19 protein-coding genes and 2 pseudogenes are annotated in these 25,450 nt (G+C 75.5%); 6 read left to right on the top strand and 15 right to left on the bottom strand.

All coding sequences use genetic code 11. The annotated features are described in order from the left end of the window. Positions 1-2: 2 nt before the first annotated feature. The 8 genes and pseudogenes from JD77_RS00360 to JD77_RS00330 form a co-directional block, all read right to left on the bottom strand. Positions 3-200 carry a hypothetical protein gene (locus JD77_RS00360; RefSeq protein ID WP_145772540.1) on the bottom strand — a complete coding sequence of 66 codons (198 nt, stop codon included), beginning with the start codon at positions 198-200 and terminating at the stop codon, positions 3-5. Beyond that, positions 197-817 carry a copper resistance CopC family protein gene (locus JD77_RS00355; protein ID WP_145772539.1) on the bottom strand — a complete coding sequence of 207 codons (621 nt, stop codon included), beginning with the start codon at positions 815-817 and terminating at the stop codon, positions 197-199. Before JD77_RS00355 ends, JD77_RS00360 begins: the two co-directional genes overlap by 4 nt. Continuing rightward, the gene (locus tag JD77_RS00350; protein ID WP_145772538.1) at positions 817-1,380 is read right to left on the bottom strand and encodes a hypothetical protein; all 564 of its coding nucleotides are present in this window, start codon (positions 1,378-1,380) and stop codon (positions 817-819) included. Before JD77_RS00350 ends, JD77_RS00355 begins: the two co-directional genes overlap by 1 nt. Beyond that, positions 1,370-1,939, bottom strand: a complete 570-nt coding sequence (locus JD77_RS33185) for a flavin reductase family protein (protein WP_342799674.1) — start codon at positions 1,937-1,939, stop codon at positions 1,370-1,372. The genes JD77_RS00350 and JD77_RS33185 overlap by 11 nt, the downstream gene beginning before the upstream one ends. Before the next feature lie 27 nt (positions 1,940-1,966). After that, positions 1,967-2,401, bottom strand: a pseudogene (locus tag JD77_RS33180) (acyl-CoA thioesterase); the annotation flags it as partial. A gap of 3 nt (positions 2,402-2,404) precedes the next feature. Next, positions 2,405-8,161 (bottom strand): type I polyketide synthase, encoded by a 5,757-nt coding sequence (locus JD77_RS00340; RefSeq protein WP_145777347.1) that lies wholly within the window; start codon positions 8,159-8,161, stop codon positions 2,405-2,407. Positions 8,162-8,199: 38 nt separating this feature from the next. Next, on the bottom strand, positions 8,200-9,183 hold the full coding sequence (locus tag JD77_RS00335; RefSeq protein WP_145772537.1) for an enediyne biosynthesis protein: 984 nt from the start codon (positions 9,181-9,183) through the stop codon (positions 8,200-8,202). Further along, positions 9,180-11,129 carry a CRTAC1 family protein gene (locus JD77_RS00330; RefSeq protein ID WP_145772536.1) on the bottom strand — a complete coding sequence of 650 codons (1,950 nt, stop codon included), beginning with the start codon at positions 11,127-11,129 and terminating at the stop codon, positions 9,180-9,182. The genes JD77_RS00335 and JD77_RS00330 overlap by 4 nt, the downstream gene beginning before the upstream one ends. Before the next feature lie 450 nt (positions 11,130-11,579). Here JD77_RS00330 and JD77_RS00325 point away from each other — a divergent pair, with 450 nt between their 5' ends. Together JD77_RS00325 and add are read left to right on the top strand one after the other, a co-directional pair. Next, entirely contained in the window at positions 11,580-12,371 is a 792-nt protein-coding gene (locus JD77_RS00325) for a helix-turn-helix domain-containing protein (protein ID WP_145772535.1), read from the top strand. Further along, a pseudogene (gene add / locus JD77_RS00320) lies at positions 12,368-13,186 on the top strand (adenosine deaminase); the annotation flags it as partial. The gene JD77_RS00325 and the pseudogene add, both read left to right, overlap by 4 nt. Positions 13,187-14,453: 1,267 nt before the next feature. On the opposite strand, the gene JD77_RS31725 reads toward add, so the two are convergent. The 5 genes from JD77_RS31725 to JD77_RS35305 form a co-directional block, all read right to left on the bottom strand. Further along, positions 14,454-14,624 carry a hypothetical protein gene (locus tag JD77_RS31725; RefSeq protein WP_170286331.1) on the bottom strand — a complete coding sequence of 57 codons (171 nt, stop codon included), beginning with the start codon at positions 14,622-14,624 and terminating at the stop codon, positions 14,454-14,456. Beyond that, the gene (locus JD77_RS00305; protein ID WP_170286330.1) at positions 14,549-15,277 is read right to left on the bottom strand and encodes a hypothetical protein; all 729 of its coding nucleotides are present in this window, start codon (positions 15,275-15,277) and stop codon (positions 14,549-14,551) included. Before JD77_RS00305 ends, JD77_RS31725 begins: the two co-directional genes overlap by 76 nt. A gap of 196 nt (positions 15,278-15,473) precedes the next feature. Further along, a complete protein-coding gene (locus tag JD77_RS00300; protein WP_145772533.1) occupies positions 15,474-16,562 on the bottom strand; it encodes a cysteine synthase family protein in 1,089 nt (362 codons plus the stop codon). A 19-nt stretch (positions 16,563-16,581) separates the two neighbouring features. After that, positions 16,582-18,048, bottom strand: a complete 1,467-nt coding sequence (locus tag JD77_RS00295) for an alpha/beta hydrolase (protein WP_170286329.1) — start codon at positions 18,046-18,048, stop codon at positions 16,582-16,584. A 17-nt stretch (positions 18,049-18,065) separates the two neighbouring features. Next, on the bottom strand, positions 18,066-18,377 hold the full coding sequence (locus JD77_RS35305) for an alpha/beta hydrolase (protein ID WP_425463584.1): 312 nt from the start codon (positions 18,375-18,377) through the stop codon (positions 18,066-18,068). A 462-nt stretch (positions 18,378-18,839) separates the two neighbouring features. Between JD77_RS35305 and JD77_RS35300 the strand changes: the two genes are divergently transcribed. Together JD77_RS35300 and JD77_RS00275 are read left to right on the top strand one after the other, a co-directional pair. Continuing rightward, complete coding sequence (locus JD77_RS35300; RefSeq protein ID WP_145772529.1) at positions 18,840-19,352, top strand: hypothetical protein; 513 nt, start codon at positions 18,840-18,842, stop codon at positions 19,350-19,352. Between the two features lie 596 nt (positions 19,353-19,948). Continuing rightward, the gene (locus JD77_RS00275; protein WP_211372444.1) at positions 19,949-20,446 is read left to right on the top strand and encodes an SRPBCC domain-containing protein; all 498 of its coding nucleotides are present in this window, start codon (positions 19,949-19,951) and stop codon (positions 20,444-20,446) included. A gap of 58 nt (positions 20,447-20,504) precedes the next feature. On the opposite strand, the gene JD77_RS00270 is transcribed toward JD77_RS00275, so the two are convergent. Then, positions 20,505-21,362: a class I SAM-dependent methyltransferase gene (locus JD77_RS00270; protein WP_145772527.1), complete on the bottom strand. Its 858-nt coding sequence runs from the start codon at positions 21,360-21,362 to the stop codon at positions 20,505-20,507. A 159-nt stretch (positions 21,363-21,521) separates the two neighbouring features. Here JD77_RS00270 and JD77_RS00265 point away from each other — a divergent pair, with 159 nt between their 5' ends. Beyond that, on the top strand, positions 21,522-23,495 hold the full coding sequence (locus JD77_RS00265) for a KedN5 family methylcobalamin-dependent radical SAM C-methyltransferase (protein WP_145772526.1): 1,974 nt from the start codon (positions 21,522-21,524) through the stop codon (positions 23,493-23,495). 75 nt (positions 23,496-23,570) lie between these two features. Here JD77_RS00265 and JD77_RS00260 read toward each other — a convergent pair whose 3' ends face one another. Continuing rightward, the gene (locus JD77_RS00260; RefSeq protein WP_145772525.1) at positions 23,571-24,602 is read right to left on the bottom strand and encodes a class I SAM-dependent methyltransferase; all 1,032 of its coding nucleotides are present in this window, start codon (positions 24,600-24,602) and stop codon (positions 23,571-23,573) included. A 143-nt stretch (positions 24,603-24,745) separates the two neighbouring features. Here JD77_RS00260 and JD77_RS00255 point away from each other — a divergent pair, with 143 nt between their 5' ends. Further along, positions 24,746-25,444 (top strand): class I SAM-dependent methyltransferase, encoded by a 699-nt coding sequence (locus JD77_RS00255; RefSeq protein WP_145777345.1) that lies wholly within the window; start codon positions 24,746-24,748, stop codon positions 25,442-25,444. Positions 25,445-25,450 lie beyond the last annotated feature (6 nt).

Here is a 25,450-nt window from a genome sequence, read left to right as displayed (position 1 = left end):
CGTCACGGCACCCACGCTCGCCGTTCCGCCAGGCGCTGCTGGCGCGCGCCCGGGGGCAGCGCCCAGTCCGGCAGGTCGGACGCGGCGAGCGCCCGCTCGTCGTCCCCCGGCGCCGTCGGCCGGTCCGGCCCGGCCACCGCGTCGGAATCCGGGTCGCGCGGCCGCCAGGGCGGCTCGTCCCACGCCAGCGGGGCGATCACCGTTCCTCCTTCCGGCGACGGGCCGCCCGGCCGCCCAGCATCCCCGCCAGCCTCGTCAGCCGCTCCCGCGAGCGCCGCCGGGCCAGCGGGACGACGACCGCGACGGCCAGCGCGTCCAGCGCCACGACCACGACGGTCGCCGGGTCGACGACGCCGTGCTCGTGGCCCGCGGAGCCGGCGTCGGGCGGCGCCGCCCGGGGTGCCGGGTCGGCCCCGCCCGCGGGCGAGACGGTGAACCGGTGCGAGCCGGTCAGGCTCGTCCCGTCGGCGAGCACCACGTGGTACGCGACCAGGTACGCCCCGGCGGGCGCGCCCGGCAGCGGCGCGGTGACCCGGGCCCCGTCCGCCCGGGGTGGCCCGGACAGCACCCGGCCGCCGCCGGCCGGCGCGACGGACAGGTGCGCCTGGCCGGGGTCGACCGGCCGGGAGAACTCCAGCCCCACCGTGCCCGGCGCCGTGGCCAGCAGTGCCCCGTCGGCCGGGGTCGCCGAGACCAGCCGGCCGGGGCGGGCCGCGACGATCCCGGCCGCGACCATGGCCGCCGCCGCCAGCAGCACCACCGCGGCGCCCAGCACCCCGCGCAGCCGCCGGCGGGGACGGTCGGTCGTGACGACCATCAGCCCGCGACCGCCACGCGCCGGCAGCTGCACCGCATCAGCTCGTGCTCGGACCGCGACGGCCGCAGGTGGAAGTACATGGCCACGACCATCGGCAGGAACACCGCGGCGTTGTAGAACAGGTGCAGCTCGATGCGCGGGTAGAGCAGCTGGGCGAGGCTGGTCGGCACGGGCCTGCCGAACAGGTTCCGACCGGTCAGGGCCTGGATCAGCAGCAGCAGGTGCTCGAGGTGGTGCCACACCTGGATGGCCAGCGCGACCAGCCACCACAGCCGGGCCCGGCCGACGAACCCGTCCCGCAGCAGCCACAGGCCGGCCAGCATCACCAGCGCGTACCCGTAGTGCAGCCATTCGGACTGCACCAGCCACGGAAACGGCATGCCCAACACGCCGCGCGCCTCGGGCCGCGGCATCCCCATGCCCCACACCTGCCAGGCCTGCACCAGGTGCTCCGCCCAGTGGGCGAGCACGATCAGGCCGAACACGGTGAGGGCGGCGCGGTGGTGCGCGCCGTTGAGCGCCCGCGTGAGCGGGGCCGGCGCCCGATGCTGGTCAGTGTCCACGTTGTCCTCCTGTCGACGGATGGGCGGACGGCGGGCCCACCGGGGCCGCGGGCGGCTCGCGGCGCAGGCCCCGGTAGGTCCCGTCGGCGAAGATGAGGGCGTCGCCGGCGCCCCGGTCGTGGGCCCGGCGTACCTCGCCCACGACGATCGAGTGGTCCCCGCCGTCGTACGCGCGCCACAGGTCGCACTCCAGCCAGGCGAGCGCCGCGTCGATCAGCGGGGCGCCGGCGTGCCGGCCGGGCGTCCAGGACACGCGCTCGAACTGGGCGAACGACGCCCCGCGGCGCCGGTCGGCGAAGTGCCGGGCGATGTGCTCCTGGTCGCGTGCGAGGACGGAGACGGCGAACCCGCCGGCGGCCAGGATCCGGTCGTGCATGTGCGCCCGCCGGTCGACGCAGACCAGCACCAGCGGCGGGTCCAGCGACACCGAGGTGAACGAGTTGGCGGTCATGGCGTGCGGCCGGGTACCGCCCACCGCCACCACCGTCACCCCGGTGGCGAAGCTGCCGAGCACGGTACGCAGGGCGCGGCCCCGGTCGGCGGGCGCGGCGACCGGCAGCGGCTCGGTCAGGTGGTCAGCCACGCGACCCCGCCCCACACCCGGGGCGTACGCCGCCAGCGCCCGCGCGAGCGTCGCCGGCACGCGGGTCGGCGCGGTGCGCCCGTTCTCGCCCCGCATGCACGCGATCCGCTGCCGGCCGCGCGCCACGAGTTGCTCCCCGCCGGTGAGCCGTACGTAGTCGAACGCGAACTCGACCTGCGTCTGGGCCAGCTCCACCAGCCGCATCCGCACGCTGACCTCGTCCAGGGCGGCCAGTTCGGCGACGAACTCGCAGTCCACCCGCAGCGTGAACAGCTTCAGGTCGCCGCGCAGGTCGGCGACGACGTCCGCGGCGTGGTCGCGCAGGAACAGCTCGCGGCAGCGGCCCTGCCAGCGCAGGTAGTTGACGTAGTAGACGTTGCCGACGACGTTCGTCTCCTCCAGCCCGACGACGTGTCGGTACTCGTAGTACCGGGGCACCGCTCAGCCCTCCCGCGTGGTGAGCACGGCGAGCACCGCCGCGGCGCCGGTCGGGCCCAGCCGGGTGGCCAGGGTGAGGATCCGCAGGCCGGGCGAGGTCAGCTCCTGCCAGGCGCCCGCGCCGTCCGGGCCGGCGGTCAGGGGCGTGTCCGTGGGGCGGCCCGCCTTCTGCAGGCACTCGACGGCGCACCACACCCGGGTCGCGGCCACGTCCGGCGGCTCGCCGCACTGGCGCGCGAGCAGCTCCGCCAGGGCGGCGTGCGGCCCCAGCAACCCGGCCCGGTCCGCCGCGGACCGGGCCGCCACCGGCTCGGCGTCGCACGCCACGACCGGGTCTCCCGCAGCGACCAGGGTCAGCCCGGCGCCGTGCGAGGCGGACACGGCCGGGCCGACGGCCAGCTCCGGCCGGCCGTCGGCGCGGTGCCGCAGCGCCGGCTCCCGGCCGAGCAGCCGGGTGAGCGCGAGCGCGGTGGCCGCCCGCCGCGCGGTCCCGGCGGGCGCCGGCTCGGCGGCCAGCCCGACCGGGGCGCCGGAGGTGGCGGCCAGCCGGCGTTCCAGCAGCGGACCGAGCAGCGCGGCGGGCCACGGTCCGCCCGCGTCGCGCCGGCCGACGCCGGTCAGCCGCAGTCCGGTCCACCGCTCGAGGAGAGCGCCGTCCGGCCCGTGCACGGCCAGGTCGTAGACGTACGTGTCGCCGTCGTGCCGGCGCTCCGTGGCCACGCACGACACCGTCGCCGGCGCCGCGGGCGGCGGCCCGGCCAGCTCGATCCGGCCGATCGCCGCCGGCAGCAGCGTCGCGTCCGGCACGCACACCTGGATGCCGTGCATCAGCGCGTCGCGGGCGCCGGGGTCGCCGAGCAGCAGCCGGTCGGGCAGGAACGGGCTGAACCACCGGGCGTCGTCGGCCACCGTCGCGTCGAACTCGACGTCGCGGGCGGTCACCCGGCGGTAGCGGGCCAGCCGCCGGAACCGCCCGCCCTGGAACAGTACGCCCTCGTACAGCTCCTGCGGGGTCAGCTCCACCGGCGCCAGGTGCCCGGCGACCGGGCGGGGGCCCGGGGCGCGGTCCGTGCCGGTGGTGAACAGCACGGTGGCGGTGAAGTGGTCGACCGCGAAGGCGGTCTCGTCGCTGCGGATGACCACCCGTACGGCGTCCGGGCCGGCGGCCAACGCGGCGATCCGCACGGTGGTGCGTCCGCCGGGGGCCACCACGATCGGCCGGGGGAACCCGGCGTTCTCGACCGCGACCACCCGGCCGCCGCGCAGGGCCGTGGCGACCTGCGCCATCGCCTCCAGCCCGAGGACCGCGGGGAACAGCAGGTTGTCGTCCAGCCGGTGGTCGTCGAGGTACGGGTCGCTGTCGACGCCCAGCGTCGCCTCGGTGACCAGCTCGACGCCCGGATAGTGGACCAGCGGCCGCTCGACGAAGCGCAGCAGCGGCAGCTCCGGCCGGGCGAAGCGCACCGTGTCCAGCCCGCCGACCCGGCCGGCGACGACGAGGCTGGCCGGCGTGGCGGGGTCGGCCACCAGGCGGCGCAGCACCGCCACGCCCTGGTCGGTGTGGACGGGCTGGATGCCCGCCTGCCGCAGCCCCTCCACCACCGAGAGCCGCTCGCCCATGCCGATGCCCGCCCAGACCGACCACTCCAGGCACAACGCCCGGCAGGCGGGGTGGCCCGCGGCGAACCGCTCGGTCAGCCCGGCCAGCCAGTCGTTGGCGAGGGCGTAGTGGGCCTCGCCGTGCAGCCCGGCGCGGCCGATGATGCTGCCGAACGTCACCAGCAGCCGGAGCCGGTCCGGGTCCACCGCGTCGAGCACCGTGCGCAGGCCGGTGAGCTTGGGCGCGAGCGTGTCGGCGAGCTGCCCGACGTCGAGCTTGGCCAGCGGCGTCGGCTCGTTGTGCCCGGCGCCGTGCAGCACGGCGGTCACGTGGCCCCAGGTAGCGGCGACGTCCGCGACGGTCGCCCGGACGGCCGCGGCGTCGGTGACGTCCACGCGCTCGTAGCGCAGCGTCGGCACGAACGCCCGCATCCGGTCCAGGCTGGCCGCGAGCTCGGCGTCGGTGACCGGGTCGGAACGACCGAGGAGCACCAGCCGGGCGCCCGTGTCGCGGGCCAGGGCCAGCGCGCACTCGGCCGTGATGCCCTTGCCCCCGCCGGTCGCCAGCAGTACGTCCCCGGGGCCCAGCGGCGGCGCGTCGTCGCCCGCGGCCTCGGGCAGCGCCCGCAGCACCGGCACCCGGCGGACACCGTCGCGGTCGTGGCGGCTCTCCGCGAACCCCGCGGTCGCGGCGACGTCGGCCACCACCCGCCCGACGGCGCCGGGCTCGGCGAGGTCGACGTCGACGACGGTGGTGGTCAGGTCGGCGGCCTCCAGGTGCGCGGTCCTGGCCAGGGCGGCGACGCCCCGGCCGCGCTGCACGACGACCAGCCGGCCGCCGGGCGGCTGGTCCAGGGCGGCCTGCACGGCGGTCAACGCCACGGCCAGCTCGTCCTCGCCGGGCGGCTCGTCGGCGTCCCGGCCGGCCAGCACCAGCAGCACGCCGTCGCCGAGCCCGGCCCGCTCCAGGGCGGCGGCCAGGGCGGTCGCGCCGGGCGACGGGCCGCTCGGATGGGCCTGCCAGCGCCCGGCGGGCCCGCCCGGTCCCGGCGCGCCGGCCGCCGGCTCCGCGGTCCACTCCACGGCGAACGGCCGCACCCACGGCGCGACGCCGGCCACGACGGGCGGCGGCGCGGCCTCCCGGTCGGACAGGTCGCGCAGCGCCTCGGCGAGGTCCCGCAGCCGGGCGGTGGCCACGTTCGTGGGGGCGTGCAGCGGGGCCAGCCCCAGCCGGCGCGCGGCCTGGTTGACCAACTGGCCGATGGTGATGGAGCTCAGGTGCAGCTCGTCGAGCAGCCGGACGTCGTCGCCGATGGTGTGCGCGGGCAGTTCGGCGCGTTCGGCGACGAGGCGCCGCAGCACCTCCAGCTCGTCGTCGCCGGACGCCTCGGCCGGCGCCTCGGCCGGCGTCTCGCGGGTCACCGGCGGCGGGCCGCCGGTGACCTGGGGCGCGGACTCGCACGGGCTGGCCAGGAAACGCGGCGTCGCCTCCGGGTCGAGCGGCCGGTTCGGCCGGCCCTCGAACAGCGCGGCGTGCGCCACCGGTGCGCCCAGCGCGTACGCGGCGCCGAACACGGCGAACACGCCGGCCAGCGTGTCGTCGTCGGTGTCCACGGAGACGGCGGGGACCGGGGTCAGCGGCGCGACGAGCCGGGTGAGCACCCGCCCCGGGCCGACCTCGACGAACAGGTCGACGTCCGCGGCGGCCTCGGTCACCGCCTGCGCGAAGAGCACCGGCCGGACGACCTGCGCGACGAGCAGGTCGGCCAGGTCGACGTCGGCCGGCAGCGCCGCGCCGGTCACCGTGGACAGCACCCGCCGCCGCAGCGGCCGGAACGGACGGTGGGAGAGCCAGCTGCCGAACCGGTCGGCCGCCTCGCGCATCAGCGGCGAGTGGAACGCCCGGCTGACCGCGACGGCGGCGTTGCCCACCCCGGCCGCCGTGGCGGCGGCGCGGCAGCGGGCGACCGCGTCGGGCGGGCCGGCGACGACGGTCTGCTCGGGCCCGTTGTACCCGGCCACGACGACCGGCTCGGCGCCGATGATGCGGCGGACCCGCGCCGGGGCGGCGGCCAGTCCCGCCATCGCCCCGTCCGGGCTGTCGGCCATGATGGCGCCCCGGGCCGTCGCGGTCTCCCGCAGGTCGTCCGCGTCGAACGCGCCGGCCCAGTGCAGGGCGGTCAGCTCGCCGAGGCTGTGCCCGACCGCCAGGTCGGCGTCCAGGCCGAGGAAGGCGAGGACGCGGAGGGCGGCGACCGAGGCGGTGACGATGCGGGGCTGGGCCTCGGCCGTGCCCGTCGGGTCCCCGGTGGCCGGCGGCGGCGCCGCGTTCCGGTACACCTCGTCGGCGACGGCGAAGCGGCGGCGCAGCGCCCCGCCGTCGGTGCGCCGGCCCGAGCCCTGGCCGGGGAAGAGGAAGCCCAACCGGGCGGGCCGCGCGGCGTGCCCGAGGAAGACCCCGGCGGCCGGCTCGACGAGCGCGTCGCGGCCCTGGTCCAGCGCCCCGGCGACGCGGCGCAGGCCCCGGTCGGCCGCCTCCGGCGACGCCGCCACGACGGCGGCCCGCCAGGGCCGGTCCCGCAGCCGGCGCTGCAACGCCGCGGCGAGGTCGGCCAGCTCGGCGTACGACAGGGCGCCGACGCGGTCGGCCAGCCGGGTGGCCGCCGTACGCAGCGCGTCCGGCCCGTCCGCGTCGAGCAGCAGCAGCTCGGTGTCCTGGGTGGTGCGGGCCAGGGCGGCGGACCGGGCGGGCAGGGCGGCCCGCCGGGGCGCGGGACCCGAGTCCAGCGCCAGGTGGGTGTTGATGCCGCCGAAGCCGAGGGCGGTCACGCCGGCCCGGACGGGCGCGTCACCCGGCCACGGCTCGGCCCGCCGCGGCACCCGCAGGGCGGGGGCGGCCCCGGACAACTCCTCGTGCGGCTCCACGCAGCCGGTGGTCGCCGGCACCACCTCGTGGTGCAGGGCGAGGGCGGCCTTGATGAGCCCGGCGACGCCCGCGGCGGCCTTGGTGTGCCCGATCATCGCCTTGACCGAGCCGATGGCGGCCGGCGACGCCCCGGGATCGGCCGCGCGCCGGGCCTCGGACAGGGCCCGCAGCTCGGTGGCGTCGCCGACGGCGGTGCCCGTGCCGTGCCCCTCGAACAACGGCACGGAGCTGACCGGGTAGCCGGCCCGCCGGTACGCCCGGTCCAGCGCGAGTCGGTGCCCGTCGGCCTCCGGGCGGGTGATGCCGCCCCGCCCGTCGGAGGACACCCCCCACCCGGCGATGGTGGTGTAGATCCGGTGCCCCCCGGCGAGGGCGTCCCGCTCGCGCATGAGGACGACCAGTCCGCAGCCCTCCCCGGGCCAGAAGCCCTGGGAGAACCGGTCGTACACGCGCATCTCGTCCCGGGCCAGCGCGCCGGCCTTGGCGAACCCGACCATCTCGAACGGGTCGATGGACAGGTCCACGCCGCCGGCCAGGGCCACGGCGACGTCCCCCTCGGCCAGGCTCCGGCACGCGGTGACGACGGACAGCAGGGACGACGAGCATGCCCCGTCGACGCTGTAGCCGCCGCCGTTGAGGTCGAAGTGGTTGCAGATCCGCCCGGCGATGGTGTTGGACAGCCCGCCGGCGAGCGTGTCCTCGTCGACCGCGGGGAACGGCGCCTTGTACCGCTGCTCCAGCTCCGCCAGGAAGCCGCTCGTGCGGGCGTCCGGCCAGCCTTCGGCGGCCAGCGCGGCCGCGACGGTCCGCCGCACGTACGGCCAGCGCAGCCGCATCACGTTGGCGCGGGAGAACTCCCCGGTCAGGGTGTTGCCGACGATGACGGCGGTACGGTCGCGGGGCAGTCCCGCGCCGTCGGGGAAGCCGGCGTCGGCCAGCGCCCGCCCGGCCACGTCCAGGGCCAGCCAGTGGGTCAGGTCGGTGGACCGGTACGTGCTGCCCGCCACCCGGTGGGCCAGCCGGTCGAACTGGTAGTCGCGCAGCAGGGCGGCGTGCCGGGCGTAGAACCGGTCCGGCGCGGCCGGGTCGGGCGACCAGTAGTCCTCCAGGCGGGTCCGCTCGTCGGGGATCCGGCGGAAGGCGCGCCGGCCGGCGAGGACGTTCTCCCACAGCTGGCCCGGTGAGTCGGCGTCCGGGTAGCGGCAGGCCATGCCGACGATGGCGATGCGGTCCATGATGTCCCCCTGGTCTCCGGCGGCGGCCCGGCGAGGCGTCACGCCCGCACCGTGGCGGGGGCCGCCGGCTCGGGAACCGGCGCCGGCGCGCGGCCGTTGGCGGGTGCCGCGCCCGCGCCGAGGGCCGGCGCCGGGGCCTCGGCCGTGGCCCGCTGCCGCTCGACGGCGTGTACGGCCCACAGGAACCCGCCCCGGACGAGGCACACGATGGCGGTGGCGAAGAACAGGCCGTAGACGACGGAGACGCCGGTGAGCAGCCCGTAGACCAGGGCGACGCCGCCGCCGAAGGCGAACTGGGACGCCGGCCGGAACGGCGTGGTACCGGGATCGGTGATCATGTAGTTGGTGAACAGGATGAACGCGACCCCCGTCATGATCGACAGCGCGTTCGGGATGGAGACGTCCAGCACGAGCCCGCGGAACACCGCCTGCGCGACGAACACGGACAGCCAGCCGGCGATGAGCCACGTCCGCCGGGTCAGCTTCGCGTTGAGCATCGTGCCCAGCACCAGGATCGCCGCGGGCAGCAACCAGTCGACAAGCGTGTCCACGTGCTCCGTGAACTGGTATGGCGGGGAGATGGACACCCAGGGGAACAGCAGCAGCACCACCGTGATGCCGAAGTTGGACGGGTTCATGAAGTGGACCAGCCGGCCGCGCGCCGGTGCCCGCAGCATCCACTTGGAGCTGACCGCGGTCACCACGCCGAACACCATGACCAGGATCCGGTCGTTCGGGTAGAGCAGCATGTTCACCGCGAGGGCGGTGATGTGGGCGGGGTAGAAGAACTCCACCGCCCCGCGGACGCCGCCGCCGCGGAACCGGGGGGCGCGCCGCTCGGCGCGGGCGCCGACGACCTCCAGCACGGCCTCTGTGGCGTACGCGGTCAGCACGGCCACGATCGGCCACAGCCAGGGCTGCTCGAAGCCGAGGACGGTGTACCCGAGGACGTTCAGGGCGGAGATGGAGATCGCGAATCGCCGCAGCGCGGTGACCCGCGGGTCGCGGGGAGCCTTGCTCATCGGGTTACCTCCCGGGCCTGGGCGCCGAGCTCTACCGAGTGCCAGCCCGGTTGGAGCCTGAGCTGTTGCTGATGGGTGCTGCCGTCGCGGTCGCGCCACGAGACCGTGACGTCGACGGGGCCGGTGTGCGCGCCGAGTCCGAGCACGACCTCGGGGCTGCGCTTGCCCGAGTGCCCGTTGCCGCCGTCGACGTGGCCGATCAGCACCCGGCCGTCGGGCGTGGTCGCGCGTACCTGGGCGCCGATCGCGGCGGCGGGCAGGGCGCCGGGCCCGGCCGCCGGCCGGGTCAGCCGCAGCCCGAGGAACGCTCCCGTGCCGGGGCTGTCGTTGCGGTAGAAGACCGGCGCGTCCCACTGCCGGGCCAGCGCCATGTCGAGCCGCCCGTCGCCGTCGGCGTCGCCCACGGCGATGCCCCGGGTGGGTACGGGGATGTCCAGGCCGAGTTCGGCGCTGACGTCGACGTACCCGCCGTCCGGCGTGCGGGCGTGGAACGCCGGGTGCTGCCCGCCGGCGATGTCGTCGCCCTGCCGGACGTTGGGCCACCATCTCATGTCGTCGAGCAGGATGTCGTTGGCGGCGGCCAGCTCCTGCAGCTGCGCCCACCGGTTGACGTCGCCCTTGACGAACCCGGCCGTCTGCACGATGTCGGGGCGGCCCCGGTTGGTGAAGTCAGCGATCTTGACGTCCCAGCTCCAGCCGCTCCAGGCGAGGTTCAGCTTCGCGCTGCGGTCCTCCCACGGTGCCCGGCCGGCGCTCAGCTGCTTACGCAGGTCCGCCTGGTCGCGGGCGGCGTTGACGAAGGCGAAGTTGCTCTCCTCGATGCCGAACGAGGTGGTGATGTTGCCGACGTACATGTCGTAGAGGCCGTCGCCGTCGAGGTCGCCGAAGTCGACGCCCATGCCCTTGAACGAGTCGTGGCCGAGGACCTTCGACTTCGGCACGGTGGCCCGGTTGGTGGTGCCGCGGACCAGGCCGAAGCGGATGTGGCCGGGCTGCGACCGGTTGTGCAGCAGGTGGTCGGGGCCGAAGTCGTTGGCGACGTACAGCTCCGGCAGCAGGTCGCCGTCGACGTCGTTGGCGGCCGCGGCGAGCGTCCAGCCGTGCGCGACGCGCTCGCTGAACACGCCCCGCTCCTCGGTGAACACGGGGATGCCGCCGACGGTGCCGCCGGCGTGCCGGAACACGTGGTTGGTGCCGCCGTTGCCGGCGTTCGACATCGACTTGTTCATCGTCACGCCACCGTGGACGGTGTGGTCGAGGACGGGCCCGTCGGGGAAGTAGTTGCCGACGAAGATGTCGTCGTGCCCGTCGCCGTCGAAGTCGGCCACCGTGACGCTGTTGGTGTTCCACTTCGGGCCCCGATACTCCCCGGCGGCCGCGGTGGGCACCAGCTCCACCGGGGCGTACGCGGCGGCGCTCAGGGCGGTGGCCTCGGCCCGCCTGAGGAACAGCACCGGGGTCCGGCCCCACCAGTAGACCAGCAGGTCGGTGCGGCCGTCGCCGTTGAAGTCGCCCGGCTGGCAGCCCATCGGCGCGATGTGCGGGTTCATCGGCAGCGGGGCCGGGTCCAGCGCGAACGAGGCGTACCGGTCCGCCCGCGCGCCGGGGGTCGGGGCGACGACGACCCGGTCGATCCGCACGTCGGTCAGGCACAGGTCGTTGGCGAGCCCGTCGCCGTCGAGGTCATTCATGGCGATGCCGGCGCCGACCGAGGAGATCCAGCCGGCGAGGTGGGCGTACGCGCGGTTGACCTTCCTGATCGTCTGTTGCGGATAGCCGCCGGGCAGCTGCACGGACATCGGTGTGAACCGGTAGCCGCCGGCGATGTCCCGTCTGGTCTCCGCCGACACCCCGTCAGGGCGGGCGACCAGGAACATTCCGGCGACCAGTACCAGTCCGAGGAGACCCGCCAAGTGGCGACGGCCCCATCCGAGTAACGGCGACAACGGTCGGCTCCTTCCGGTCGGCATGGGCCTCAGACGAGGCGTCGGGCGGGGCGGTCCGGGCGCGGGACGGGCCGGCGTCCGGGCAGCCGCCCGGACCGGGAACGCCGGGGGTGGCTCTCCGCGGGCGCCGGCCGTGCCGCCGTCCGGCGGGCAGCACGAGGGGAAGAGCGCATGCGAGCTCCCAGGGGGATCTGTGCGTGGAGCCGAACACCGGCGGCAGCTGTCGGGCGGTGTGGGTGGCGACCTGCGAATCAGCGCTTCCGGGCTCTCCGTCGAAGCACGTGACCCATAATCGGCGATCGGTCGGGCGCCGTCTTCTCCCATGTTGCTCTACCGGCTCCGTGTGACGTCGGAGCAGGAAAACATTCGCGCTTCATTCACTATGTGAAATTCAAGAGGCATTCAAGTTGGTTGTCGAAGAATGTGGGCTCCATTCGGGATAGGAGGATCATGACGAGCCCGCCGCGCACCCGCATGGATCAGGTGACCGCCGCCATCGACGTGGTGAAACGCGACCTGACCAGGCCCTCCAGCCTCGACAGCCTCGCGCGGACGGTGCCGTTCAGCCGCTTCCACTTCCACCGGGTCTTCCGCGACGTCACCGGGATGACACCGGCGCGGTTCCTCGCCGCCAGCCGGATGGCCGAGGCCCGGCGGTTGCTGCTGCACTCGTTCCTGACGGTGGCCGCCATCAGCACGACGGTCGGCTACACCAGCGTCGGCACGTTCACCACCCAGTTCACCCGCCTCGTCGGAACGCCCCCGGAGCAGTTCCGCCGGGTGGTCCGCGCGGTCCGCGACGCCGAGCGGACGCTGGCCGGCGGGTCGGTCCGACCGCCGGCGCCCCGGCCGAGCGCCGGGCTGTGGCTGCGGCCCGACCCGTACGCCCCCGGCGACCTGCTGGTCGTCGGCTGGCGGCCGGTGGGGCGGGGCGGCGAGTCCGAGAGCTGCCTCGTCGCCCGGCCCGGCCCGGTCGGCGTCGACATCCCCCGGGACGGGCGCGAGTACCACGTCAGGGTGTTGCTGCTGGCCGCGGCCCACGCCACCGCGGCGCTGGTCGACGAGCGCCCGGACGCCTATCGGGTCGGCACGGTCGTCGTACCCGCCGGCCAACGCGCCGGGACGGTGCCGATCCCGATGCGCCGGCCGCGCCCCGCCGACCCGCCGCTGCTCAGCGCCGAGCCGTTCGCGTGGCTCCTGGCCGCGCTGCGCGCCCCGGGCACGGGTGAGGCGTGCCGATGACCGCCCCGCCGGCGCCGAAGATCGAGCTGCACGTCCACCTGGAGGGCACCGTACGCCCGGAGACGCTGCTGTCCATCGCCCGCCGCAACGACCGTCCGCTGCCCCGGGACACGGTGCCCGGGCTGCGCGAACTCTACGCGTTCACCGACTTCGACCACTTCCTGCGGGTCTGGGCGATGACCACGAACAGCCTGCTCACCGTCGAGGACTTCCGCCGGGTCGTGGTGGACTACGCCGCCGAGGCGGCCCGCTGCGGCGCGGTCTACCTGGAGGGGATCTTCTCGCCCGCCGAGCGGGTCGCCCGCGGCGTCGACTGGGACACCGTCTTCACCGGCTACACGGAGGGCGCGGTCGAGGCCGAGCAGCGGCACGGCGTCGTCGTGCGGCTCACCCCGGACATCGACCGGTCGCTGCCGGTCGAACTGGCCGAGGAGTGCGCCCGGCAGGCCGTGCGGTACCGGGACCGGGGTGTGCTCGGGTTCGGACTCGGCGGGCCCGAAGGGGCCGCCCCGGCCGCCCGGTACGCCGCCGCGTTCGCCATCGCCCGCGACGGCGGGCTCGCGCTCGTCCCGCACGCCGGGGAGGCGGCGGGCCCGGAGTCGGTGCGCGAGGCGCTCCGGTTCGGGCCGGCGCGCATCCGGCACGGCATCGCCGCCGCCCGGGACCCCGACCTCCTCGCCGAGCTGCGCGAACGCGGCGTCGTGCTGGACGTCTGCCCCACCTCCAACCTGCGGACCCGGGTGGTGCCGGACCTGGCCCGGCACCCGTTGCCCGAGCTGCTGGCCGCCGGCGTCACGTGCAGCGTCGGCACGGACGACCCCGCCATGTTCGACACCGACCTGGACCGGGAGTACGCCCTCGCCGCCGCGCTCGGCCATCCGCCGGCCGCCGCGTTCGCCGCCGGCCTCGCCGGGGCGCTGTGCGACGAGACCACCCGGGCGGCGGTCGCGGCGCGCGGCTCGGCCCACCACGGCCCGGCCGCCGTCGATTCCCCGCGGCTGCCCCCGCCCCCGTGGCCCCGCGGCGGCCAGGCCACTAGGACTGGGCCGGGATCCAGCTCGCCGCCCGTCGGGCCGCCGCGAGAGCCGCCCAGGCGCACAGCTCCAGCAGTGCCCGGTCCTCCGGCCGGTCCCGGCGGAACCGCCCCACCGCCTCGTCGTCGACCTGGTACGGGGCCGCGGCGACCAGCAGGGCAAGCCGGGCGGCGGGCCGCTCCGCCGGGGCAGCACCCGGACGGCCGCGTCGGCCCAGGCCCGGCTGATCCCCGGCGGCTCCCCGCCCCAGCCGGCCAGCCAGGTGGTGACCAGCGCACGCGCCCCCGCCGGGACGGACGACGCCGCGGCCTCGACGGCCGCCGCCGACCGGGCGAGGGCGGCGGCGACGGTCGGGCTCGCCCGGGCCCAGGCGAGGTCGGCCGGCAGCGGGGCGGCCGGCAGCAGCCGCAGCGACGCGCCCGGCGGCCGGGGCCGGTCGGCGGCCCGGCCGATCCGCCCCCCGAGCACCCGGCTGACCGGCGTCAGCGCCAGGCGCGGCACGCCCGGCGGCAGCGGCGCCTCGGTCAGGAACACCGACACCACCCGGTTGAGGTAGTGCGTCAGCACCGCCACGGCCACCATCTCGGCGGCCTGCGCGGCCGGAAATGGCGCGGCGGCGCCGGCCGCGGCGGCCGCGCTGGCGGCGGCCCGGCCCCAGTCGCGCAGCGCGCCGGAGGGCAGGTCGTCGCCGGCGCCGCGCAGCAGCCGCCGCAGGGTGCCGCGGTGCACGCTGACGCAGTACGGGCACGCGTTGCCGAGCGAGACGCCGTACACCGCCGCCTCCTTCGCCGCGCGGGGGGCCACGCCGTCGGCGACCACCGTCTCGCGCAGCATCACCCAGGCGGCGGCGAGCAGGTCCGGGGCGGGGCTGTGCAGCACGACCGGCGGCGCGAGCACGCCGAAGTCCTCGTCCATCTGCCGGTAGACCTCGGCCACCGGCCCGTGCGCCGCGCCGCGGCGTACCGGGGTCACGTGGCGGACCTGCCCGAACCCCAGGTCGCCGAGCAGCGTCCGCAGCGGGTGCGAGGTCACCTGACTCCTCCCCGCCTCATCGGGGCAGCCACCGGCCGAGCCCGCGCCGGACCGCCGCCCGGAACACCGCGTCCGCCACCGCCACGTCCTCGATGCCGAGGCCGAACGGATTCACCAGGACGACCTCGTCCGGCCGGCGGCGCCCGGGCGCCCGCCCGGCGAGGACGGCGCCCAGCTCCGCGTCCACCCGGCGCTGGTGGGCGGCGGGCGGCCCGTCCGCCGGGCCGACCAGCTCGCCCCGGCGGCCAGCCGGCCCAGCAGCCGCACCCCGTCGGCGGCGACGAGCCCCCAGTCGTCCACCACGATCCGGTCGGCGCGCCGCACCACGTCGGGCAGGACGTCGTCGAGCGACACGTTCACCACCACACAGCCGGGGCGCAGCCACCCGTACGGGATGTAGCCGGTCGTGGTGGTGGTGACCGGGACGACGACGTCGGCCGCCCGGACGGCCTGCTCCGCGGAGTCGCAGACCCGCACGTCGGCGTCGCCGAACTCCCCGGCGAGCGCCTCGGCCCGCGCCCGCACGAGATCGAAGACGTGGAACCGCTCGACGCGCGGCAGCCGCTCGGCGAACAGCAGCAGGTGGGCGCGGGCCAGCTCGCCGGCGCCGACGACGGCCATCTCCCGGGCGTGCGCGGCGCCGAACGCCCGTACGGCCAGCAGCGTGACGGCGGCCGTGCGCAGCGCGGAGATCCGGTCGGCGGCCAGGACCGCGACCACCCGGGCGGTCTCGGCGTCGAACAGCATGGTCAGGCCGCTGGCCCGGGGCAGCCCCCGGGCGGGGTTGCCCACGGAGGCGTTGATGACCTTGATGCCGTACCGGGCGGCGCCGTCCAGCACGGCGCCGGGCAGGGCGAGGCTGCGGGCCGCGCCGCCGCCGGGGCCGTCCAGCGCAGCGCTGCCTCGGGCGGCAGGTCGGTCAGCCCGGTGGCGTGCGCGACGAGGGCGGACTCCACGGCCGCCACGGCGTCGACGTCCGCCAGCGCCGCCCGGACGTCCCCGGCGCACAGGTACAGGATCGCGTCCCCGGCGCCGCTCACCGCACCACCGCCGGCACGGAGGGCGACCGGGTGAGGTCGGTGAAGGGCAGGGTGCCGGACCAGTCCGCGAGCCCGTGCTCGCGCAGCCACCGGTCGTTGAACAACGACCCCTCGTACTTGCGACCGTCGTCCGGGCAGACGCACGCGACGCGGGAGAGTCCGTGGTCGCGGGCGACCACCGCGGCGGCGGCCAGGGCGGCGCCGCCGGAGCCGCCGATCCTGATCCCGGTGCGCTCGCGCACCGTCGCCACCGTGGCCACCGCCGTCAGCTCGCTCACGAAGACCGTCTCGTCGTACAGGTCGTCGGTCGCGAACCGGGACCGCTGGCTCGACCCGATGCCCGTCAGCAGCCGGGGCGCGGGCCGCCCGGCGAGCGCCACGGAGCCCGCCACGTCCACGGCCACGATGCGCACCCCGGGCCGCCGCTCCCGGAAGTACCGGCCGATGCCGGCGAGGGTCCCGCCGGTGGAGACCGCCACGACGACGGCCTGCAACCGCCCACCCGCCTGGGCGTCCAGCTCCGGCGCGGTGGTGGCGTAGTGCGCCAACGGGTTGTGCGCGCTGCCGTACTGGTCGGTCCAGACGTACCGGGGGTCGGCCGCGCACAGCTCCCGGACGCGGCGCAGCCGGGCCCGCAGGTAGTTGCCGTTCTCGTCGGCGGAGTCGACCACGTCGACCAGCGCGCCCAGCTCGCGCAGGGTGCTGAGGTTCTCGGCGGTGACGTGCGGGTCCACCACCGCGTGGAACCGGTAGCCGCGGGCCCGGGCGATGAACGCCAGGGCCACCCCGAGGTTGCCCGACGTCGACTCGACCAGCGTGTCGCCCGGGTGCAGCGTCCCGGCCGTCTCCAGGCCGCGGACCAGGCTGAGCGCCGTACGGTCCTTCACCGAGCCCCCGGGATTGTGTCCCTCCAGCTTCAGCAGCACCTCGCACCGCCGGCCGTCGACGGTCACCGTGACCGCCGCGACCGGTGTCGCGCCCACCCGGCCGACGAGGCGTTCCAACTGGTCCCGGCTGAGCCGTCCCAGCCGCTGCCACGTCGGGCCCGGGTGGGCGCGCCCGCCGGTCAACGCTGGTGTGTCCACCTGGTGCGCACCGCCCCGGTCACCGGGTCGGCCAGACGGGCGGGCAGGTGTCGCGCGCGGGCCGCCTGAGCGAGATGAGGAAGTCGTCCACGCTCGTCCGCACGCAGTCGCTCTCCCGGTACGCCAGCGTCCCCGGGCCCTCGTACAGCAGGCGGGTGGAGCCGGGGATCTGCTCGGCCACCGACTCGGCCCACTCCACCGGCTGCCCCGGGGCGTACCGGCCGTGCACCACCAGCACGGGCAGCGGCGTGGTGATCCGCAGCCGGTGGGTGGGGTTGCCGACGGCGAACGGCCAGCCGGCGCAGCCCACCACGTTGAGGTACTGGTTCTGGTTGATCCGCACGTGCGGCGCCTTGACGGCCTGGGCGGCGACGATCCGCTGCAGTTCCGCGTAGTCCCGGATGGGGAGGTTCCAGTCCTGGCAGAAGTGGCCGAAGGACAGCCCGCGCCCGACGCCGGTGGGGTAGACCAGCGGTTCGCCGGCCGTGGCGGCGGGTGCGGCCGGTCGCGCCGGCCCGAGCCGCGGCGCCGCGGTCGCCGGGCTGCTCTCCTCGTAGAGGTGGCGGAAGCTCTCCGACAGCCGGCCGAAGGAGGCGTCGGGGTAGTCGCCGGCGGCGCCGACGTACGCCGACAGGTCGATCGGCGTGAACGGGCCGACCTCGCCCCGCTCGGTACGGGCCCGCAGCTCGTGGTAGATCCCGCTGACGTCCCGCCCGTGCAGCTCGCAGGCGGGGGAGAGGTCGCACCACCGGGCGAAGCCGACGAAGGTGGACTCCACCGAGCCGGCCTTGGTCGACATGTACTCCTCGGCCGTGCGCACGCTGTGGTCGAGGTTGCCGTCCAGGACCATCGCCCGCACGCGGTGGGGGAACAGCTCGGCGTACAGCTGGCCGACGATCTCGTTCTCCCAGGTGTGCATGAAGCTGATGGTGTCCTCGCCCATGGCCGCGCGGATCGCGTCGACGTCGCGGGCCTGGGCGGCGCTGTTGTCGTGCTGGAAGCCGATGCCGGTCTGCCGCGCGCACTGCTCGTACCAGGTGCGCATGCCCGCGCGCACCACCTCGAACTCCGCCTGGCTGGCGGGGAACTGCGGCACCAGCGGGCCGCGGATCCAGCAGGTCTTCTCGGGCTTGGCGCGGTAGCTGACGAAGTCGAAGTGCTCGCGCAGGCGCCGGGTGGGCTCGGTGAGCGGCAGGCCGCCCTTGAGCACCAGGACGCCGATCCGCTTGGCCGGGTCGGCGGCCCTGATCCGTCGGACGTTCAGGTCCACCTGCGCGCCGCCCGGGTTTGCCCAGTCGATCGGCACGCGCAGCACGGCGCAGTCCTGGGTGGCGTCGTCCGCGCAGGGGCCCCACCGCAGCCCGTCGGCCGGCGGCCGCCACCGCGCCGCCGCCTCGGGGCTCGCGGCCGGCGCCGCGCAGGCGGTGCCGACCAGGAGCACGGAGACCGCCGCGGCGAGGAGTCTGGTGGTCTTGGGTGATCTCATGGGGGCCTCCGGTGCCGTCAGGGCCAGATCGCCGGGCAGGTGGTTGACGTCGGCGCGCTACGGGTGACGAGGAACGTGTCGATCACGGCCCGGGCGCAGGGGCTGGACCGGTAGGTGCTGGTGCCCGGGCCGGCGTAGCGCAGGGTGCGGGCGCCGGGGATCTGCCGGGCGACCGACTCGGCCCAGGCCACCGGCTGTTCCGGGTTGAACGCGCCGTAGGCGACGAGGGTCGGCACGGGCCGGTCGACGGCCAGCCGGTGCTGCGGGTAGGCGACCCGGTACGGCCAGCCGACGCAGCCCAGCACGGCCTCCCACCGCTGCCCGTGCATGGCGACCGTCGGGGCCGCCTGCGCCATCTGCCGCCGCAGGCGCTCCAGCTCGGGGTACGAGTTGATCCGCAGGTTCCAGTCGGAGCAGGTCGCGGGGCTCGCCCCGGGGTAGCCCGGTCGGCCGCCGCGCCCCCGCCCGGGGCGGCCGCCGCCCCGGAGCCGAGGGCGCCCGCCGCGCCCGCGCCGCCCGCCGGGACCGTCGCGCCGCCCGCCGGGACCGTCGCGCCGCCCGCCGCCGTCGCGCCGGCCCCGGCCGCGTCGGCGTGAGTGCGGCCGTAGACCTGGCGGGCGCTGATCTCCCGCAGTCGCTCGGCCATGTCGAACCAGCCGAGGTGCGGCTCGGCGAGGCGGAACTCCAGCACGCTGGCCAGGCCCGGGAAGTCGAACGGGAACCCGCGCAGGTCCTTGAACCCGCCGGCCTGTGCCTGTGCCGCGAGGCTCCGGTAGAACCCGCGCAGGTCCATGCCGTGGAAGCCGCACTCCGGGGTGCGCTCGCACCAGTCGGCGAAGGCCTGGAAGGTGGCCTCGATGCCGGTGGCGGCGCTCGCCAGGTACGGGCCGGTCGAGGCGATGCTGTGGTCGGGGCTGCCGTCGAGCACGAGGGCCCGCAGCCGGTCGGCGAACAGTTCGGCGTACGCCTGCCCGACGAGGTTCGTCGCGGACGTGTTCAGGAAGCTGATCTGCCGTTCGCCGAGCGCGGCCCGGATGGCGTCGACGTCCCGGGCCTCGGTCGCGCTGTCCTGGTGGTGCCAGCTCGCGCCGTGCCGGCGGGCGCACTCCCGGAACGCCTCCCGGTTGCGGCGCACCAGGTGCTGGAACTCGGCCGCGTCGCGGGGCGAGGTGGTGACGTCCGCCGGCACCACGCAGGACGCCGACGCGTCGACGACCTCGAGGGTCCGCTCGGTGTACGTGACGAGGTCGAAGCGCTCCCGAAGCGCCGGGGAGAGCCCGGCGACGCCGGTCGGCGGCGGGTAGACGAGCACCCCCACGCGTCGCGCCGGATCGGTCGCGCGGGATCGGGTCACCTCGACGGCCGTCGTGCCGCCGCCCGGGGCGGACCAGTCGAGGGGCACCCGCAGGGTGGCGCACCGCGTGGTGGCGTCCGCCGCGCAGGGCCGCCAGTCCAGTCGCGACGGCGGCTTCCAGGTCTGCGCGTCGCCCGCCGGGGGTTCGGCGGCCGGTGCCGCGCAGGCGGACGCCAGCGCGGCCGCGACCACGATGGCGCCGAGGGCTCGTAGCTTCATGAGGTTTCTCCGTTGCCGTCCGAGAGGTCCGTGGCGAACCTCAGCCGTCATGGCCAGCGCTCGACTCCGGTGGGTGGAGCGGCGCAGGTGGCTCGGGAAGCGACCGCCGGGCGGGCGCGGGGCTCGGCCGGTCGTCGGGTCTGGCGCTGAGTCTAGAGATAGCGCTACATGAAAATCAAGAATGTCGATCGGATGTGGGCCGTGGAACTTGCGCCCCCGGACACGCCAGCCGGTCGCCTGATGTCCGGTGTGTCGCTACGGACTCCGGTAGCGTCTTGGCGAGGACGAGCAGCCTGAAGGGATGAAGAGATGTCTGCGCTGGGCACAGTGACCACCACCGAGGACGGGCGGCTGTGCCTCCGCCTGACCCGCCGGATCCCGGTCCCGCCGGAGACGGTGTGGCCGGCGATCACGGAGGCGCGCCGCCTGGAGGGCTGGTTCCCGTCGGTCGTCAGCACCGACTTCGCGCCGGGCGCCAAGCTGACCTTCGATCTCACGGCGGAGCAGCGCGAGCACATGGGCATCGGCCCCGACGAGGACATGAGCGCCGAGGGCGAGGTGCTGCGGTACGAGGCGCCGCGCCACCTGGAGTACACCTGGGGCGAGGAGATCTTCCGCTGGACGCTGGATCCGGACGGCCCGGACGGCACCCTGCTCACCTTCGTGGACATCTTCGACGACCGGAGCCTGGCGGCCCAGATGGCGTCGAGCTGGCACGCCGTGCTCGACCTGTTCGAGGCGCGGCTGACCGGCCGCGACGTCGACTGGTCGGTCTGGGACCGGGAGGCCGAGCTGCGCGGCGAGTACGCCGAGGCCGTGCCGTAGCGGCCGCCCGGGCAAGGCCGGGGACGCGCGGCGTCCCCGGCCTTGGGGCGAGGGCCCACTAGCCCTTCCTGGTCGCCGTCGCGATCAGCACCTCGCCGCCGAGCCGGACCGGCCCGGTCGGGAACCGCTCGGCGACGGCCGCCACGCCGTCGCGGCGCAGCGCGGCCCGCTGCCGCGGGGTCATCATCCGCAGGTTGCGCATCATCGGGCCCATCGTCTCCTCGAACAGGTCCCAGCACGCCTCCGCGTCGGCCACCTCGATGATGGTGGTGCGGAAGCGGTCCACGCACACGTCGTCGAAGCCGCCCTCGACGAGGATCTCGTGCAGCCGGTCGGGGTCGGACAGCGACACGGGGCCGGGTCCGCCGTTCGCCGACGGCGGCGGTGTCGGCGCGTGCCTGGCGATGACCGGGGAGCTGATGCTGAAGGCCATGCAGTGGCGGGGGTCGCCCAGCGTCGTGGCCACGAACCGCCCGCCCGGCCGCAGCGCCCGGTGCACCTCGCGCACCGCGGCCACCGGCTCCGGCATGTACTGCAGGCCGACCCGGCAGGTGGCCAGGTCGAAGCTCTCCGGCTCCACGCCCAGCTCGGCCTCGCTCGCGACCGTCCGGAACTCCACGTTGGTCAGCCCGCGCCGCGCCGCCCAGGTGCGCGCGCCCTCGATCATGTCGGCCGACAGGTCGAGCCCGAGCACCGTGCCGGACGGCGCGACCCGCTCGGCGAGCGCGCAGGACGGGTTCCCGATGCCGCAGGCCAGGTCGAGCACCCGGTCGCCGGGCCGGGGGTCGGCCACCGCCAGGATCCGCGGCGTCATCTCGCCGCCGGCGGCGTCGAGGCGGTCCCGGTGGGTGAGCCAGCCGGGCGCCGAGAGCGCCCACTCCGTCCGCTGCTGCTCGCGTGCGGCTTCCGCGTTCATGTCGTGTGCCCTCCCGGAGGCGACGAAAAAAACCTGATTCTAAAGCTTGTATCGGAAACCCGACCTTACTGGCGAGGTCGTGGGCCATGGAAGTCTTGTAGCGAGCATTTCTCACTGCTAACTTCCATAGTTAATACCGTCTCGCTGGAGGGTGCCGCGATGCAGCGGACCGAGCGACTCTCGATCTTCATCGTTCAGCAGGGCGTGTGGAACCTGCCCCTGGAATCCATGCCGCTCGCCGCCGGCTACCTGAAGGCCGCCGTCCTCGGCGACGAGGACATCCGGCCCCACGTCGACGTCACCATCCACAACTTCAAGGGCGGCGACCGGCTCGTCACCATGGCGCAGGAGATCTTCCGCCACGATCCGCCGGACATCATCGCGTTCTCCGTGCTGGGCTGGAACTTCCGCCAGTTCGGCGCGCTGGCGGAGACGTTCAAGCAGGTGAACCCGGACGGCTGGGCGGTGTTCGGCGGCACCCACGTCGCCAACCGCGCGGCCCGCACGTTCCGACTGTTCCCGGACGTCGACATCGTCGTGAACGGCGAGGGCGAGCTGACGTTCCGGGACATCGTGCGCGCCCGTCTCGCCGGCCCGTCCCGGCGCGGCCTCGCGGGCATCGCCGGCATCTCCTACCGGTCGGACCAGGAGGAGGTCCTGACGACCCTGCCCCGCCCGCGGATCGAGGACCTCGACGCCGTTCCCTCGCCGTTCCTCACCGGCGCCATCGAGCTGACCGACGCCGCCGGCCGGTTCCGGTACGACGTGGCGCTGATGGAGACGAACCGGGGCTGCCCGTACAAGTGCTCCTTCTGCTACTGGGGCGGCGCCGTCGGCCAGCGCATCCGGGCCTTCTCGCGGGAGCGGCTGCGCGCCGAGCTGGAGCTGTTCGCCCGGCACCGGGTGCACACGATCGTCCTCTGCGACGCGAACTTCGGGATGCAGCCCATCGACCGCGAGTTCGTGGAGGACATGATCGAGCTGCGCGACCGGTACGGGTACCCCCGCGCCCTGGAGACGTCGTGGGCGAAGAACAAGTCGGCCGTGTTCTACGAAATCGTGCGGATGATGAAGCGCAGCGGGATGCGCAGCTCGTTCACCCTTGCCCTGCAGACGCTCAGCGAGGACGCCCTCGCCGCGATGAACCGCCGCAACATGAGGCTGAACGAGTGGGAGGACCTGGCGGCGTGGCTCGACCGCGAGGGCCTGGACTGCTACGCGGAGCTGATCTGGGGCGCGCCCGGCGAGACGGTCGAGTCCTTCATGGACGGCTACGACAGGCTGTCCCGGCACGTCTCCCGGATCGCCGTCTACCCGCTGCACCTGCTGCCCAACACCGAGTACGGCGACAAGAAGGAGGAGTACGGCATCGTCGCCGTCCGGGGCGACGACGACGACTTCGAGTACATCCTCTCCCACCGGACGATGACCCTCGCCGACAACCGGATGGTGCGGCGGTTCCTGTTCTGGAGCCGCGTCATGGCCGAGAACGCGGTGCTGCGGCACGTGTGGGTCGGCGTCCGGGAGCTGACCGACCTCACCCAGTCGCGGGTGCTGCGGGGCCTCGACGAGTGGATCGCCACCGTGGACGACCCGGCGGCCGAGCCGCTGCGGGCGGCGGTCGCCCGATCGGCCAGCAGCGACGTCGCGTACGGCGACGCCGTCAGTTACCTGATGGGCGCCCCGCAGGCGAGGCGGCTGCTCACCCGGTGGTGGGCCGAGCGGGTGCGGCCGGCTCTGCCGACCGACCGGGTCGCCGTCCTCGACGAGATGTTCCGCTACGACCTGCTGACCCAGCCGTACTACCGGCACCCCGACGCCGAGGGGGAGCCGGAGGAGCTGCCCCTCGTCCGGCTGCACGGTGGCGAGTACCGCCTGCGCGCGGGGGTGGAGCTGACCTACGACGTGCCGGCGGTCGTCCGCGCCCTGCGCGCCCACGCCGAGGCGCCCCTGAGTCCTCGACCGCACCCGGTGGACCTGTACTACCGGCCCGGCGTGGAGAACTTCATCGGGTCGACGAACCACGAGGAGATCGTCTACTTCATGGGGATGACCGGGGCGGAGGTCGCCGAGGCGGGCGGGGCCGAGCGCCCGGACGAGGCCGCGGTGCGGGTGATCGAGGGCGCCTGCTGAGCCGCGCCGCGGTGGCGGACGCCGCCGGGCGCCCCGGGCCGGGGGACTCCCGCGGGCCCGGGGCCGCCGCGGCGCTCAGGCGCGCCGGAACGAGTACGACCGCCAGACGCCGAGGCCGAACCGCCGTATCGGCGTGAGGCCGTACCGGGCGGCGAGGTGGTCGATGTCCTGCGGCGTCGGCCGGTACACCGGCGGCTTGCGCAGCGCGAACCGCAGGTCCATGATTTCGCGGTCGTCGGTGGCCACGTCGGACTGCACGTATCCGAGGGCGAAGACCCCGCCGGGCCGCAGCGCGCGGGCCACCGTCGCCCACAGCGGCTCCGGCTCGCGCAGGAAGTGGTACGCGCCGACGATCAGGGCGCCGTCGAAGTGCCCGTCGCGCAGGTACTCCTGCGGGCGTTGCAGGTCGCCCCGGACCACCGCCACCCGGTCGTCGCCGGCCGTGCGGCGCATGGCCGCCTCGGCGTAGTGCGGGGTCAGCTCGACGCCGAAGACGGCCGCGCGCGGGTCCGCCGGCAGCCGGTCGGCGATCTCCAGCAGCCCGTAACCGGGGCCGCAGGCCAGGTCCAGGACGCGCGGCCCGGCCGCCAGCGCCTCGTGTACGGCCTGGAGGCGGCACCAGCGGTAGAACGGAATGGTGAAGATCTCCTCGATCTCGGGCGGCGCGCCCGCGGTGAAGTCCGCGGCGATCGGGTCGCCCTCCACGGTGAGCGCGTCGAGGATGCCGGCGTAGCTCTGGCTGTGCCGCAGCTCGGTCAGCGAGCCCCGCCCGGTGGCCAGTCGCACGAGGTCGTCGTCGAAGTCGCGGGGGGTGGGGCTCGCGACGGCGGCGTAGCGCGGCGGGTCGCCCTCGACGCGCGTGACGTCGCCGTGCTTGGCCAGGGCCCTCAGCAGCAGCTCCGCGATCGGCAGCTTGGTCGGGACGACGCCCATGCGCCGCCCGAACTCGTCGGCGGTGACGGGCGTGCGCAGCAGGTCCAGCAGCCCGCGCGCGGCGCACTGCCGGCGCAGGACGTCGTAGCAGGCCCGGCGGTACTCCAGGTAGGCCGCCTCCATCCGCTCGGGCGGAACGCGTACCAGGTCGTCGCTGTCCACGTGGACGGTCATGGAACTCCTCGGGTCAGGCGGCGGCGCGGGCCGCCGTGTTGGCGCGGCGAGGACGCTTTAGATTGATATAGTATCAGCCGAACGGTGAGGTTGGCAGTCGAGGGTGGAGGATCGGCGTGAGCAACAGCGCCTACGGGCCGCAGATGAGCGACCTGTACGACCTGGTCTACGAGGGCCGCGGCAAGCCGTACGCCGCCGAGGCCGCCCTGGTGACCGACCTGGTCCGCGCCCGACGGCCCGACGCGGCGTCGCTGCTCGACGTCGCCTGCGGCACGGGCGGGCACCTCGTTCCGCTGCGGGCGATGTTCGACCACGTCGAGGGCGTCGACGTCTCGCCCGACATGTGCGCCGTCGCCCGGGGCAAGCTCCCCGGGGTGCCGATCCACGAGGCCGACATGCTGGGCCTCGACCTGGGCCACCGCTTCGACGCCGTCTGCTGCCTGTACAGCGCCCTGGGCTACCTGTCCAGCACGCGGGAGCTGACCGCCGCGGTCGGGCGGATGGCGCGGCACCTGACCCCCGGCGGCGTCCTGCTGGTCGAGCCGTGGTGGTTCCCCGACCGGTTCCTCGACGGATACGTCGGCGACGACGTGGTGCGCGGGCCGCAGCGGACGGTGGCCCGGCTCTCCCACTCCGTCCGGGAGGGGGACGTGGCCCGGCAGGAGACGCACTACCTCGTCGCGGACGCCGGCGGGGTACGGCACTTCCGGCACGTGCAACGGCTGACCCTGTTCGCGTACGACGACTACGCGGCGGCGTTCCGGGCCGCCGGCTGCCGGGTGGAGTATCTGCCCGACGCGGTCCCGTCCGGGCGCGGCCTGTTCGTGGGCGTCGCGGCATAGTCGCCG

The sequence above is a fragment of the Micromonospora olivasterospora genome, from assembly GCF_007830265.1.
Classification (GTDB): Bacteria; Actinomycetota; Actinomycetes; order Mycobacteriales; family Micromonosporaceae; genus Micromonospora; species Micromonospora olivasterospora.
This window is presented reverse-complemented; position numbering and strand designations above follow the sequence as displayed.